This is a genomic window from Rhodoferax sp. GW821-FHT09E07, assembly GCF_059416145.1.
Window position 1 is genome coordinate 510,431 of sequence record NZ_JBWKOP010000003.1, and the last position, 13,818, is coordinate 524,248.

The window sequence follows — 13,818 nt, forward strand, 5'->3', positions numbered from 1 at the left end:
CGTTCATGGCATAGCCTTCTCAGAAGCGCACGAAGCCGGCTTCGCTCACCCGCATGTTTTTCAATGCTGTCACCCGGCTTGCTGGGGCTTTGGGGGCTACAGAAGTAGGATGAGCCGGTTTGGCCCTCTGCGCTGGGGCCTGCTCCTCGGTTCTGAAAAAGCCCATCACTTCCTGCAGTTGTGCCGCTTGCCCGCTCATCTCTTCCGCCGTGGCAGCCAGCTCCTCGCTACTGCTGGCGTTTTGCTGTGTGATCTGGTTGAGCTGATTCATGGCCGTGTTGATCTGGCCCACACCGCTGGACTGCTCGCTCGATGCCGCGGCGATCTCCTGCACCAGCTCCGAGGTCTTGCCGATGGCAGGTACGATGGCGTCGAGCAGCTTGCCCGCGCTTTCGGCCTTCTCCACACTCCCGCCAGCCAGTTCGCTGATTTCTTGGGCCGCCACCTGGCTGCGTTCGGCCAGCTTGCGCACTTCGGCGGCCACCACGGCAAAGCCTTTGCCATGCTCGCCAGCACGGGCGGCTTCAATCGCGGCGTTCAGCGCCAGCAGGTTGGTCTGGTAGGCGATGTCGTCGATGATGCCGATCTTGCCGGCAATGGATTTCATGGCCGTTACGGTTGCCTTGACGGCCTCACCGCCTTGCACCGCTTCTTTGGCAGCTTGCGATGCCATGCCGTCCGTGACTTTGGCGTTGTCGGTGTTCTGGTTGATCGACGCACTCATCTGCTCGATGGAGGCACTGGTTTCTTCCACGCTGGCGGCCTGTTCGCTGCTGGCCTGGCTCATGCTCTGGGCGGTGGTAGAGACTTGTTCGCTGGCCGAGGCAATGTTGCTAGCCGCCGCGTTGACCTCTCCAATCACCTGCGAGAGTTTTGCCACTGTGTTGTTGAGGGCTTGCTTGACCTGGTCGAAAGCACCTTCATAGTCGCGAGTCACCACCCGCGTCAGGTCACCACGCTCCAGGGCCTGCGCTACCTGGATAGTGTCCTTGAATGCGGTGTCAACCGTATCGGAAAGTTGGTTGAGCAATTCGGAGAGATCCTTGGTGAAGCCCGCCTTACCTTCCAGACCCATCTTGGTGCTGAAGTCCCCCATGTTGGCTGAGGCAACGATGTCCCGGATTTCTCCAACGATGCCCTTGAGGTTGCCGCGCAGCTGCTCGATGGTGTTGTTGATGAACGCTTTCTTGCCAGGCAGCTTCTCCATGGGGGCGTCAAGGTTGCCATTACCGAATTCCTGGATACAAGCCATGGCCTTTTTCTTGACCGCGATGTGACCGCTCACCATGGTGTTCACGCCATCGGCCATGGCCTTGAACGAGCCCTTGAACGTACTGCTATCGACCATGACATCAATGTCGCCCTTGTCATGCTCATGCGACATGTGGTCCATGTCGCTGAGCAACCGCTGAATAGTGTCCTGCATGGCCTTCATCGCCGCCATGAGGCTGCTGCGGTCATCCGACTTGAGCGAGATCTGGCTAGAGAGGTCGCCTGCTGCAATCTTGTTAGCGATCTCGGCTGCGGCATCGGGCTCACCGCCGAGCTGGCGGGACAGGCTACGGCCAATGAAGAATGCCATCAGCGCGGCAATCAGGGTTGCAATTGCACCTAGAGTCAGCATCAGCGCACGGGATGATTGGTACTGCTCGGTGGCATCCTTGCCAGCCTGCTTCATCTGCGTGGTCACCGCGGTTTGAAAGTCCTCCAGTGCATCGTTGAACGCCACGTTGTTGGGGGCATACTCCGTCAGTAGGAAATCAAGCGCACGGGACTTGTCGCTCTTGAGCAGCGTAAACAAGGTCTCGTACTTCAGGTTCAAGCTGTCGTTGTACTTTTTAACGATGTCGAACAATTCACGCCCCCTGGGCGTGTTGATCATCTTGTCCAGCGTTGCCAAGTCTTCAGTGTTCCTGGCACGGTTTGCATGAATTTTTTGCCGGTTCGACTCCAGCGCATCCTCGGAGGTCAAGAGGAACAGGTTGCGGATCAGGCGAGCGTTGTCCATCGTTCGGACCTGCACGTTGCCAGCAACGTCAATCTTGGGAAATCGGTCTTCGGTGATTTCAACCGTCTTGTCGTTCATGCGCCCCATGTTGGACACACCGACAAAAGTGCTGACTATCAGCAACACAATCACCAGACCAAACCCCAGGCCTAGTTTGGTCGCTACTCTCATACTCTTGAACATGAAAAATCCCCTCAATTGTTACTAACTACTTATGCTGCCAGCCTCCGTCAATTGGGCATATACAGCTACTACTTTTATAGCGATCGGTGCCCCAGCGCCCGCTTGGGCTCTTCCACAGACTCCTCGGCTGTCATAACCTGCTTCATAAGCCCTGGCACGTCCAGAATCAACGCCACCTCGCCACTGCCCAAAATGGTGAAGCCGCCAATGCCTTGAATCTGGTTGAACACCTTGCCCAGCGGCTTGATAACGGTCTGAAACTCTCCCACAAGGCGATCCACCACGAGACCGGCCTTGTGTTCTCCATAGCGCACCACCACAACGTTTTCGCGCCGTGTCGGCTGGTCCAGCACTTCAAAGTGCTCGCGTAGGCGTCGATAGGGGAGCACCTCACCGCGCAAATTGAGGTAACGCTTATCGCTGCCGCCCTCGTGGTCCATATCACTGAGCTCTATACACTCGACCACCGTGTCCAGTGGAATAACGTATGTGGCGTTGCCCACGCCCACCAGGAAGCCTTCGATGATGGCCAGCGTCAGGGGCAGGCGGATACGCACCGTGCTGCCTAGGCCCTCCACGCTGTCCAGGTCCACCGTGCCGCGCAGGGCGGCGATGTTGCGTCGCACTACGTCCATGCCTACGCCGCGGCCCGATAGATTGCTCACCGCATCGGCGGTGGAAAAGCCGGCCTCGAAGATCAGGTTGTGAATTTCCTTGTCGCTCAAGGCTTGGCCCTCGGTGACCAAGCCTCGCTCGATGGCCTTCTTGAGAATGCGCTCCTTGTTCAGGCCGCCGCCATCGTCGGAGACTTCGATCACTATGCTGCCCGCGTCGTGGAAGGCGTTGAGCTTGAGCGTGCCCTTGACCGGCTTGCCCCGGGCCAGTCGCAGCTCGGCCGATTCGATGCCGTGGTCCATAGAGTTGCGCACCAGATGGGTCAACGGGTCGCCAATGCGCTCCACCACTGTCTTGTCCAACTCAGTGTCGGCGCCGCTAATGCGCAGCTCGATGTCTTTGCCCAGTTCCTTGCCAACATCGCGCACCACCCGTTGGAAGCGATTGAAGGTGCCGCCAATCTGAACCATGCGCAGGTCCAGCGCGGAATCCCGCACTTCCTCCACCAGCCGAGAGATCGTTGCCGTGCTCTCTAATAGCTCGGGGACACCGGCGCGCCGGGCGGCCAGACTGGCGCCGGCTCCTGCAATGATGAGTTCGCCGACTAGGTTGATCAAGGCGTCCAGCTTGTCGGCATCTACACGGATCAGATTGGCCTCAGCGGCCTTGCCGTCCTTGCGCTGCTTTTGTTTCTCCAGCGCGGCGTCCACCACCGGAGACTGCACCATGTGTTGCCCCACCAGCACTTCACCAATGGGCGGCGTGGCCTCACCTTGCATGTGGGACTGCGCTTCCTGTATGCGCAGCGCAGTGTCAAGCTCGTTTTGCGTCAAGGTGCCGCAGCGCACCAGCATGTCACCTAGCAGCAGATCCTGCTCCTGAGGCATGTCGCCCAGTAGACTCCGATATTCGTCGATCTTGCTGTGCGGTGGCAGGATGCGGATGCGGCAGTCATCGCGAACAAACTCGAACACGTTCTCGATGGTGGCCTTGTCGGCTTCGCTCTTGAAGCTGATTTCAAAACCTAGGTAGCAGGTCTCGGGGTCCATGCTGGCTACCGGGGGAATGGCATCCAGCAGCGTGACGATGTGTACCACCCGGCCCAGCGTGTCCAGATAGCGGATGAAAGACAGGGGGTCCATGCCGTTGCGCAGCACATCGTGCCCAAAACGCAACGACAGGTGCCAGTGATCGGCTTGTACTTCGCCACTTCCGTGGGCGGGGGGAACTGGCACAAACTCCAGAGGTACCTTGACTACAGATGCGGACACCTGCGCCGTGGGCTTGTCGTCCAGATAGTCATTCAGCTGTTCGACCAGCGCCTGCCCTTGGGTCAACACCTGCGTGGATGGCTCACAGCCCTGGGCGACGTGGTCCACCAGCTCCCGCATGTGGTCGCCACTTTGCAGCAGCACGGCAACCAGCTCGGGGGTCACATCCAGCTCGTTGGCGCGGACCTTGTCCAGCACGCTCTCAGCCACATGCGTAAAGGCCACGATACCGTCCAAGCCGAAGAGTCCAGCCGAACCCTTGATGGTATGCGCCGTGCGGAAGATGGCGTTAACGGTGTCTGCGTCGTCCGGAACCTGCTCGATGCACAAGAGCGCCTCTTCCATGTGCTGCAGCAGGTCCCGGGCTTCGGCAATGAAGGTTTGTAGCGCGTCGTCGAAATTCATGGAGTGGGCTCCGCTACGTGGACCAATACGTTGTCGCCAAAGAAGCCTTCCAGGTCGCACAGGTCGAAGACATCCAGTACACAAGGGCTGTGGTCGGTGATGCTCAAGGCTCTTTCCTGTGCATGCGCCTCGGTCTTGACCAGTACCAACAATTGCAATCCAGCGGAGTCGATCTCAGTGACAGCACCCAGATTGAGTTCAACTTGCTTGTATTGCTCCAGCGGCGCCAACAATTGATCCTTCAATTCTTGCGCGGTGTAGATTGTCATTTCGCCCTCGACGAGGATGCAGCACAGGTCATCCTTGGTTCGTTCAACAGTCACTCCCATGGCGTCTCCTTGGTGGGTTGTGTTTGGGTGTAAGGCGAGGGACCACTCAAGGCAGAATCAGCTTGGCAACGGCCCCCAGCATTTGTGCCGGTTGGAAGGGCTTAACCACCCAGGCCTTGGCACCCGCGGCTTGGCCTGCCTGCTTCTTGGCCTCGCCGGCCTCGGTGGTGAGCATGATGATGGGGGTGAATTTGTAGGCGGGCAGCTTCTTGGCTTCGGTGACGAAGGTGATGCCGTCCATGTTGGGCATGTTCACGTCGCTAATGATGAGGTGGATCTTTTGGCCGTTAAGCTTGGTCAAGGCGTCGCGCCCATCGCAACCTTCGATGACCTCATAACCCGCCCCCTTGAGGGTAATGCTGACGACCTGACGCAGAGAGGCGGAATCGTCCACTATCAGAATAGTTTTAGCCACGTATTTCTCCTAAAAAAATGTAATTTCGGTTGAGTCGCTGGGTGTCTTTACGTGTGTTGGTCCAATGCCACCGTGCGTCGCGTACTGCTCTTGCGTGGTGTAGGTGCTGGCCAGCTCCTCCAGCCATGCATGGGTAGCGATGGGTTGGGGCGGGGTGCCCTCAGCAATGGCGTGCGCGCTCTGCTCCAAGGTCAGGAGGAGCTTGCATTGGTCGTCCCGAACATGGCCCAACATCTGACTGACGCGGTCCTGGAACTGCAGTGCCACCAGCACATCGGAGATTTCGCTCTGCATCCGTTGGCTTTCCTCGCGCAACACATCGGCGGAGTGGCTAAGGTCGTTAGCAGTGTTGCCGAACTCCCCCAGCACGGTCTCGATCACTCGCTCGGAATGGGACACCATTTGGGCGTCTTGCTCGGCGTATTGGCGCGACACTTGAAGCGTGCTGGCAATCGCTTTGTTGACGGTGTCCACGGTTTCAGCGATCTTCTTGCCGGTCTCCCCCGATTGCTTGGAGAGCATGCGCACTTCACTGGCCACCACTGCGAAGCCGCGCCCGACTTCACCAGCACGCGCAGCTTCGATGGCGGCATTGATGGCCAGCAGATTGGTTTGTTGGGCGATGGCGCCCACATCCTTCGCCATTTGCTGCAACGCTTCGGTAAAACTCGACAGGCCGTGCACCTCCTGCAGAAGGTCTTCTTTTTCTTTCAGGCTGGAGCGCAGCGCAGCGATGATTGCATTGAGTTCAGTTTTGCTGTCGTTCAGGAGCGCCACCACACCCTTGGTGACACCATCACCACTGGCACTACTATGTGAGGCGGCGACCGCACTTTGCAGGTGCTGAGACAGGTTTGCAAAGCGCGTCGCCAGGTCGTTGATGCCTTGTTCAGTCTGGGAGCGCGCCATTTCGATCTGGCTGGACCAGACCGGCAGCACGCCCACGCACAGAGGCTCCAGACCTGCCATAGACTGGGCGCGCACTCGGTGTTCGACGCGCCGGCACAGTGCACGGACTTGCCCTATGGCCCACCAGGCGGTGCCCATGGTGATCAAGGCCATGCCCGCTGCCAGAACCAGCGGTGACAGGTCCAAAGGAACCACGATGGCCGCAATGCCGAAGGCACCACATACAACAACCGGCACACTCGCCCTGTAGACACCACACCCACTTACAGTCTTTCGCATGCTCGTCCATTCCCAGGGTTGCCTTGTACGGTGGCTGTGACGGACTCAAAAAAGAGCCCCATGACACTTGTATGAAGAATGAACGAATTGGGAACGATGAACTATCAGGCGATCTTGATTTGCGTGTAAGGAAACGTGTCAAAGGTGTAGGGATGGAGCCAGAATTTGGTAGGCCCATTCCTACGTCATGACGGGAGCAGTCGCTTTCCTCCCGCGGTTCAATGCTGCGTCCGGGTCACCACTCCCATTTCGGCGCTGCCCATGAGCGTGACGATGTCCAGCAAGATCAACATGCGGTCATCCACCGCACCAAGGGCCAACAGGTGCTCGTTTCCGATGACCGATGACAACTCGGGCACCGCACGCAGTTGGTCCGGCATGAGAGCCATGACATCCGACACTCCATCAACCACCATACCTATCAGCCGCTCGCCGATGTTGAGCATAATGACCACCGTCGCGTCGTCATAGTTCACCTGCTCCAGGTTGAACTTCATGCGCATGTCAATAATCGGCACGATCACGCCGCGCAGATTGATCATTCCCTTGATGAAAGCCGGCGCGTGCGCCATACGGGTGGGCTCCTCGTAGGAGCGAACCTCTTGCACCCGCAAGATGTCGATGCCGTACTCCTCGCTTCCGAGTTTGAAGGCCAAAAATTCATGGATGGAGGTGATTTTCTGTTGCTGCATGCCGTCATGCCTTTGTTTAAAGGGCGCGAGACGCTATCAAAACAGCAGCGTTTCGAGATTGACCCCGGTTGATCATGGGTATCCCATTCAAGTGGAAGACGCCTACCATCCGAGACAAATCACTAGCCTTGTCCTGCAGGGCGCGGGCCACGGCTCCGGTTTCCTCAACCAGCGCGGCGTTTTGCTGCGTAACAGAGTCCATCTGCGCAATGGCGGTGTTGATCTGCTCGATGCCCAGGAACTGCTCTCGGCTGGCGACAGTAATTTCACCCATGATGTCGGTCACCTTTTTGACGCTGTCGACGATATCGCCCATCGTCTCCCCAGCTTCGCCAACGAGTCGGCTGCCAACCTCGACCTTGCTAACCGAGTCGTCGATCAGAGTCTTGATTTCTTTGGCGGCGTCGGCCGAGCGTTTGGCCAGGCCACGCACCTCGGACGCCACGACGGCAAAGCCGCGGCCTTGCTCCCCGGCCCGGGCCGCTTCCACGGCAGCGTTCAGGGCCAGGATGTTGGTCTGGAACGCAATGCCATCGATAACACCAATGATGTCCACGATCTTGCGGGAAGAGTCGTTGATGGAGCCCATGGTCTGAACCACCTGTGACACCACCTCACCCCCTCTGACGGCCACTAGTGACGCCGAGGTCGCCAGCTCGTTGCCCTGGCGCGCATTGTCCGCATTGGCCTTCACAGTACTGGTAAGTTCCTCCATCGCACTGGCCGTTTTCTCCAACGCGCTGGCCTGGTTTTTGGTACGTGTCGCTAGTTCCTGATTGCCTGCGGCAATCTGGCTGGTAGTACTGACGACGATGTCGGTGCCCGCGCGTACCCCACCCACGATGCCGACCAGGCTGTCGCGCATGGCTTTCATAGCCGCCATCAAGCTGCCTCGGTCATTGGGCTCGGTATGGATGGTCACCGTAAGGTCGCCAGACGCAATCCTGGTAGCGACATCGGCTGCATCGTCGGGTTCGCCCCCCAGTTGAGCTAGCAACCCGTGCGCGATTCTCCAGAAGATCAGGGCGACCAAGCCACTGGAGGACAGCAGTAGCACCAGCATGACCCAGTTAGCGTTCTCGATTGCCGATCTGGCATTAGCTTCGTCGGTTGCATTGCGTTTGTTGGCCAGCTCCACCAGGGTGTTGATGGCGCTGCGATGCGCATCGTAACTTTGCTTCATGGTGTCCAGCGCAGCATTGGCCGCGGCCATGTCATCCTTTTCCAAGGCAGGTATCAATTGACCCAAGGCGACCTGGTAGAACGCCTGTGCCGGCTTGTCGGCTTGGTTGAGCAGTTGGTCCTTGAGCGCCGTATCCAGATTTTCCTTGGCCCAAAAGTCGTGCCGACTGTCATAGTCCTTCTTTAAAGCTTTGAAACTGTCAATCAGAGTCGGGCGCTGGGCGGGCGTTGCGGCCATCAGCTGCAGGGTCACCAGATAGGACTCGATGATGTATTCAGGGGGTGGGAGGATGTCGGCAATTAGGTCCTTACCCTGCACAATGCGCTGATAGAACGGTCCATTGACCTTCAGGGTGCTTAGTACCTTGAAAGACCAGGCCCCATAGGCTACAAAGCTCAGCAGAATGATGAGCAACAGAGCCACCAGACGCTGGGATAACTTCATACGTTTGAAAATCATGAGGCGCTCGTTGGGAATAGCCGGAAGACGACAGACTACAAAAATCCTTCCCATCGGACCATCGGACCGGTCTGATTTGCTTGTAGGGATACACAACAAGGCCCATAAGGATGGCCCTACGGCAACCCACTCCTATCACACGCCAACGATGCGAATCTTCAGCGTGGTGCCATGGTCAAGAGAGGAGTCAATAAATAGCTCGCCACCCAGGTGAAGCGCTCCCTCGGCCAGACCGATCAGCCCAAAGCAATCGTTGCCACGCGGTACCGCCGGGTCAAAGCCACAACCGTTGTCGTGCACAACCAGGCAGCAGACGCCATCGGCGGCAACGAGCGAAACAGACACCTGCGTGGCCGCCGCATGCAGGGCGACATTCAACAGAGCTTCCTTCGTGGCACGGTACAAGAATGTGCTCAACGCATCGCTAAGCACAATGCCATCCTGTAGGGTCAGGACAAAGTCGAGGCCAACGCCCTTGAAATCGTCCGTGAGCCACTGCAAGGCGGAAACCAATCCCAAGTCGAGTACCGCAGGCCGCAACACAGATACCATACCGCGAATGCGGGCGATGCCATAGTCTGCAATGCCGTGCATAGTTTTGAGCGCTTGCGCGTGTTTGGCGTCGGCATCGCCCATCTCCAGCGATGCGAGGTGCAGACGCAGGGCTGCAAAGTTCTGGGCCAGGTCTTCATGCATCTCGTAGGCCAGCCGTCTACGCTCCTTCTCGCGCTCGGTTTCCTGGTGCGCAGCCAGCGCACGCACAATATCGCGGGATCTTCGCAGCCGCTCCTCCGCGATCCTGCGTTCCGAAATATTCAAGACAAAACAGGTCAGGCCCACGACCACACCGGCCTCCGAGCGGATGGGAGCCCAATGGCTCAACCAATGTTGGCGGGAAAGCAGCTCGCTGCCATCGGTTTCTTCCAACACAAAACTCTCGCCTGCCAAAGCCCGACCCATGTTAGCGTGGGCTACCATGCGGCCTGGGCGATCGCCAATCACATCCAGCATGTTCATGCCAATGCTAATGTCGTTTCCCCAAGTGGCTTGCATCATCACCCGGTGTTTGCGGTTGAAGGCCAAGTATTGGTACGTTGTATCCAGCGCAAAAATGATGATCTCGGGCGAGCTCTCAATGATGGCTTGCAAGAGTTCATTACGCGACTGAATATGCGCCTCGTTAGCCCGCAAGGCCAGCTCAGCTTCCTTTGGTTCAGTGACATCGCGGGCCATACCGATCACACCTGTAACATTCTCATCGACTCCGTAGACCGGCACCTTGCGCGTTTCAAACAAGGCGCATTGCCCATCGCTGGCGTACTTGACCCGCTCCTCCAATCAGCAGGCCAGCTTTTCGGCATGGGAATCGAACTTGCTTGAGTCAACCCGCCTTGAGTAGCTAAGCTCACTCTCATAGGAACTTAGATCGTGGACGGACATGTTTTCCCGCAATGCCCAACACCTGATGACATTCAATATCTCCACGTTTGCCACTCCTAAAATCCCCTGCTTTCAAAACTAACAGGGTAGGTCTTACGTGAGTCAGATCTCGGCGAAAATCGACACTGACAATAGCAATCCGTTGAAATTCACCCATGGATTCCCTTCCGCTATGACACGTTCGCCGAACGAATCGTAGAGACGCTGCACCCGGATAACCATAAGGAATTCTTGTTTTTGGTGTAAGGAGAAAAGCAACGCCCGTAAGGATTGCCTTCATGTGGCTAGTCCACTAGACCATGGGCGAGTGCATATCGCACTAGCTCGGCATTGCTGCGAATGCCCATTTTCTCCATGAGACGCGCCTTGTGCGTGCTGACTGTCTTATTGCTGATGGCCAATTCCTCGGCAATGTTATTGATACTTTTGCCAAGACTCCACAGCCGCAGGATGTGGAGTTCGCGATCCGTCAACCGTTGGTGACGGGGTGCCTGGCCATCGTTGCTCCCAGCAAACGCAATGCGTTCAGCCAATTTCAGGTCAATATACTGCCCCCCAGCAGCAGCCTTTCGGATGGCGGCCATCAGGTCTTGCGGATCGTTGTCTTTGGTCAGGTAGCCGGTTGCGCCGGCCCGAAGCACCCGCACGACGACTGCTGGTTCGTTATGCATGCTCAGCACCAGAATGGGAAGTGCCGGGAATTTGGCTTGCACCCAACAAATCAGGTCTACGCCGCTGACATCGGGCATGGTGAGATCGAGCAACATCAAGTCGAACGCCCCCTCGCGCAGAAGCTCCATGACCCGAGCACCATTCTCGGCTTCAGCCGCAACCACCACGTCGTCACTCAGGGCAACTATCTGCTTCACACCCTCTCGCATGAGGGCATGATCGTCAGCGACCAGCAACCGGATCATTGTCAACTCGATACTGCATATACCGAGAGCGTATCGGTAATCGTGGTATTGCGCTGTCAGGCGATCTTGATTGTCTGTAGGGATTTACTCAATCAGGCCATGCGCAACGGCATAACGCACCAGTTCAGAGTTATTCTGAAAGTTCATTTTCAGCATCAGCCGCGCCTTGTGGGTACTGACGGTCTTGTTACTAATAGCCAGCTCTGCGGCGACCTCGTTAACGCTCATGCCCCGAACCAACAGCCGCAGAATATGAAATTCACGGTCCGAAAGAAGCTCATGAGGCGGGCGTTGCGCAGAACTCCCCACCTCGAACACCATTTGCTCAGCCAGACTGGGGTCAATGAAGCGCCCGCCGGCCGCCACCTTGCAAATGGCCGCGATCAAGATCTCGGGCCGACTGTCCTTGGTCAGATAACCCGAAGCGCCCGCATTGAGCGCACGCCGAGCAACCTGCAGTTCGTTGTGCATACTGAGAACCAGAATGGGCGGAGCTCCGTCCTGCGCACAGATACGGTTAATTAGATTCACCCCGCTTACTCCAGGCATGGTCATGTCGAGCAGCACCACGTCAAAACGCTCTCTGCGCAAAACATCCAATACCTGAGCACCATCGGTCGCCTCACCCGCCACAACGACATCGACGTCCAATGCAAACAGTTGCTTCAACCCCTCGCGCACGATGGCGTGATCATCAGCTATCAATACCCGTATCATGTCTCTACCGCATTCATTGGCTGATGGTGAATAGGAAATTCCAAACGGACTGTTACCCAGCCCGGTGTACCAGATATTTCCACCGTCCCTCCCAAAAGCAGCGCTCGCTCCCGGATACTGACCAATCCAAAGGATTTTTCCTGGCGCAGGGAAGGATCAAATCCTCTGCCATTGTCCCGCACTTCTAACCAGACGGAATCGCTTTTTTGCTGCAGCGTGATATTCACTTGAGTCGCTTGCGCGTGCCGCACGATATTGGTAAGCGATTCTTGGACGATTCGGAAAATCGCCGTGGCACGCTTGTCGTCCAGATGGATATCTTCCTCGCGAAGATGCAGGTCACATTGGATGCCGGTTCGTTCAGCATAGTCACCAGCCAACCACTCCAGGGCCGACACGATGCCCATGTCGAGCGCCGCAGGACGTAGTGAAGTCACGACATTGCGCACCACTTTGATAGTGGAATCCACCATATCAACCAAGCGCAGCGTCTTTTCCCGCAGAGACGCATTGCTCACCCCGAACTCCAAGTCCAGCACCGAAATACCCAAGCGCAACGCCAACAAGTACTGCCCCAATTCATCGTGTAACTCCCGTTTGAGATGCCGACGCTCATCCTCACGCGCAACCTCATTGCGCGCCGCCAACTGGCGTAGCAAATGCTGCGACTCCTCAAGGCGACGCTCCATCTGCTTACGTTCGGTAATATCGCGCGAGATCCCCACTATGCGGTGAATGCGACCGCTGTCGTCGCGCACGGGAATAAGGGTTGAATGGTAGTGGCGCAGCCCACTGGGCATATCGAGCGATAATTCCTCATCGATCGCAATGCCCGCCGCAATACATCTACGGTATTTGGCAATAACGAGCCTGGCCGTTTCTTGTGAAACCGTTTCTTCGACGAATTTTCCGACGAGTGCTGTGTTGGAGATGCCTGACGACTTCTCAAATGCAGGGTTGACTTCAAGATTGCGAAAACGCCCGTCGGGCGTCACTTCGAGTAAATAAAGCGTATCCAGAACATTGTCGAAAATTCCTCTGTAACGCTGCTCTCGCTCGCTCAACGCCTGCTCCATGCGCTTGCGCTCGGTGATGTCCCGAGAAAGACCTATGAAGCGCGGTTCCCGCCCTGCAACGACATTTTTGCGAGCGACCGAGAGTTCAAACCAGAACGTTCCGTGGGGAAGTTTTAGTTCCAACTGTTTACCAAACGACGTGCCGGTTTCGTGAGCCTCGCGCAGTGCCGACATGCAGGCCTCCGCCGACTCAGCGGACATAACGTCAAACACCGTTTTTCCGATGAGATCTTCAGGTGGTGCAACCAACAAGCTGGATTGGGGGGGATGCACGCTGTAGTAACGGCCATCCAGCCCCAGCTCGAACAATAAGTCCGGCATCGCGTCAAGGGTAGCCTGTAGCTTGTTCTGAGAGAGCCGCACTTTCTCATTCAGTATTTTCAGCTTGCGATTGGAACGCCGCAGATAGAGCAAAAAATACGCGCCTCCGGCGCAAACAAGAGCGCCGTTTCCGAACAGTGTCCATAACCAGTACTGCTGGAGTTCGCGTTGGCGCAGCTCGGCCGTCTGTCGTGCATTGCGTTGCGTCAATGCATCAATTTCTCGTTGCTTGCCCTCCGCCTCATGCTGTTCGGCGAGTTCTACCGCGTGTACGCTGGTTCTTTCTGCCAATACCGCAGTTGGTAGACCAAGGCACCAACACAACGCCAACCAACCAACCAACGCTTGCACAAACGTCAGACAGATGCTTCTTACACGTAGCAAATAGACACCCGCTTTCAACAACTTTGTCGGTTTCACGTGCATCAAGTTCATCCAAACAGATTTGTGGTCAATGAAGCGTGTTAAAAATGGGAAAGCACATAGATTCGTTTATAAAACCTTCGCTGCAAAACTACTTTTTGAATCGCCCCGGGTTTTGTAGACACCTGATAACCTCAATTCCAAGAGGTAGAAGTGTTTATGAACAAACAAACGAA

At 56.8% G+C, this 13,818-nt stretch carries 11 protein-coding genes; all 11 read right to left on the reverse strand.

Annotated elements, in window-relative coordinates; all coding sequences use genetic code 11:
* Window positions 1-19 precede the first annotated feature (19 nt).
* Window positions 20-2,191, reverse strand: coding sequence for a methyl-accepting chemotaxis protein (locus tag AC07OE_RS08210; protein ID WP_495070066.1), 2,172 nt, complete (start codon window positions 2,189-2,191; stop codon window positions 20-22).
* Window positions 2,192-2,265: 74 nt separating this feature from the next.
* Entirely contained in the window at window positions 2,266-4,482 is a 2,217-nt protein-coding gene (locus AC07OE_RS08215) for a chemotaxis protein CheA (RefSeq protein WP_495070067.1), read from the reverse strand.
* Window positions 4,479-4,811 carry an STAS domain-containing protein gene (locus tag AC07OE_RS08220; protein WP_495070068.1) on the reverse strand — a complete coding sequence of 111 codons (333 nt, stop codon included), beginning with the start codon at window positions 4,809-4,811 and terminating at the stop codon, window positions 4,479-4,481. Before AC07OE_RS08220 ends, AC07OE_RS08215 begins: the two co-directional genes overlap by 4 nt.
* A 46-nt stretch (window positions 4,812-4,857) precedes the next feature.
* Window positions 4,858-5,226, reverse strand: coding sequence for a response regulator (locus AC07OE_RS08225; RefSeq protein ID WP_495070069.1), 369 nt, complete (start codon window positions 5,224-5,226; stop codon window positions 4,858-4,860).
* 9 nt (window positions 5,227-5,235) lie between these two features.
* Window positions 5,236-6,372, reverse strand: coding sequence for a methyl-accepting chemotaxis protein (locus tag AC07OE_RS08230; RefSeq protein WP_495070070.1), 1,137 nt, complete (start codon window positions 6,370-6,372; stop codon window positions 5,236-5,238).
* 260 nt (window positions 6,373-6,632) lie between these two features.
* Window positions 6,633-7,106 (reverse strand): chemotaxis protein CheW, encoded by a 474-nt coding sequence (locus AC07OE_RS08235; RefSeq protein ID WP_495070071.1) that lies wholly within the window; start codon window positions 7,104-7,106, stop codon window positions 6,633-6,635.
* Between the two features lie 16 nt (window positions 7,107-7,122).
* Window positions 7,123-8,748, reverse strand: a complete 1,626-nt coding sequence (locus tag AC07OE_RS08240) for a methyl-accepting chemotaxis protein (protein WP_495070072.1) — start codon at window positions 8,746-8,748, stop codon at window positions 7,123-7,125.
* Between the two features lie 135 nt (window positions 8,749-8,883).
* Window positions 8,884-10,044 (reverse strand): PAS domain-containing sensor histidine kinase, encoded by a 1,161-nt coding sequence (locus AC07OE_RS08245; protein ID WP_495070073.1) that lies wholly within the window; start codon window positions 10,042-10,044, stop codon window positions 8,884-8,886.
* Window positions 10,045-10,472: 428 nt separating this feature from the next.
* Window positions 10,473-11,105 (reverse strand): response regulator, encoded by a 633-nt coding sequence (locus AC07OE_RS08250; RefSeq protein WP_495070074.1) that lies wholly within the window; start codon window positions 11,103-11,105, stop codon window positions 10,473-10,475.
* 84 nt (window positions 11,106-11,189) lie between these two features.
* Window positions 11,190-11,822: a response regulator gene (locus AC07OE_RS08255; RefSeq protein ID WP_495070075.1), complete on the reverse strand. Its 633-nt coding sequence runs from the start codon at window positions 11,820-11,822 to the stop codon at window positions 11,190-11,192.
* Window positions 11,819-13,654 carry a PAS domain-containing sensor histidine kinase gene (locus AC07OE_RS08260; RefSeq protein ID WP_495070076.1) on the reverse strand — a complete coding sequence of 612 codons (1,836 nt, stop codon included), beginning with the start codon at window positions 13,652-13,654 and terminating at the stop codon, window positions 11,819-11,821. The genes AC07OE_RS08255 and AC07OE_RS08260 overlap by 4 nt, the downstream gene beginning before the upstream one ends.
* Window positions 13,655-13,818 lie beyond the last annotated feature (164 nt).

Bases quoted from the DNA above. Each gene is read 5' to 3' on its own strand.
- AC07OE_RS08215 (WP_495070067.1), bottom strand. From the start codon at position 4,482: ATGAATTTCGACGACGCGCTACAAACCTTCATTGCCGAAGCCCGGGAC.
- AC07OE_RS08210 (WP_495070066.1), bottom strand. From the start codon at position 2,191: ATGTTCAAGAGTATGAGAGTAGCGACCAAACTAGGCCTGGGGTTTGGT.
- AC07OE_RS08220 (WP_495070068.1), bottom strand. From the start codon at position 4,811: ATGGGAGTGACTGTTGAACGAACCAAGGATGACCTGTGCTGCATCCTC.
- AC07OE_RS08240 (WP_495070072.1), bottom strand. From the start codon at position 8,748: ATGATTTTCAAACGTATGAAGTTATCCCAGCGTCTGGTGGCTCTGTTG.
- AC07OE_RS08260 (WP_495070076.1), bottom strand. From the start codon at position 13,654: ATGAACTTGATGCACGTGAAACCGACAAAGTTGTTGAAAGCGGGTGTC.
- AC07OE_RS08250 (WP_495070074.1), bottom strand. From the start codon at position 11,105: ATGATCCGGTTGCTGGTCGCTGACGATCATGCCCTCATGCGAGAGGGT.
- AC07OE_RS08255 (WP_495070075.1), bottom strand. From the start codon at position 11,822: ATGATACGGGTATTGATAGCTGATGATCACGCCATCGTGCGCGAGGGG.
- AC07OE_RS08235 (WP_495070071.1), bottom strand. From the start codon at position 7,106: ATGCAGCAACAGAAAATCACCTCCATCCATGAATTTTTGGCCTTCAAA.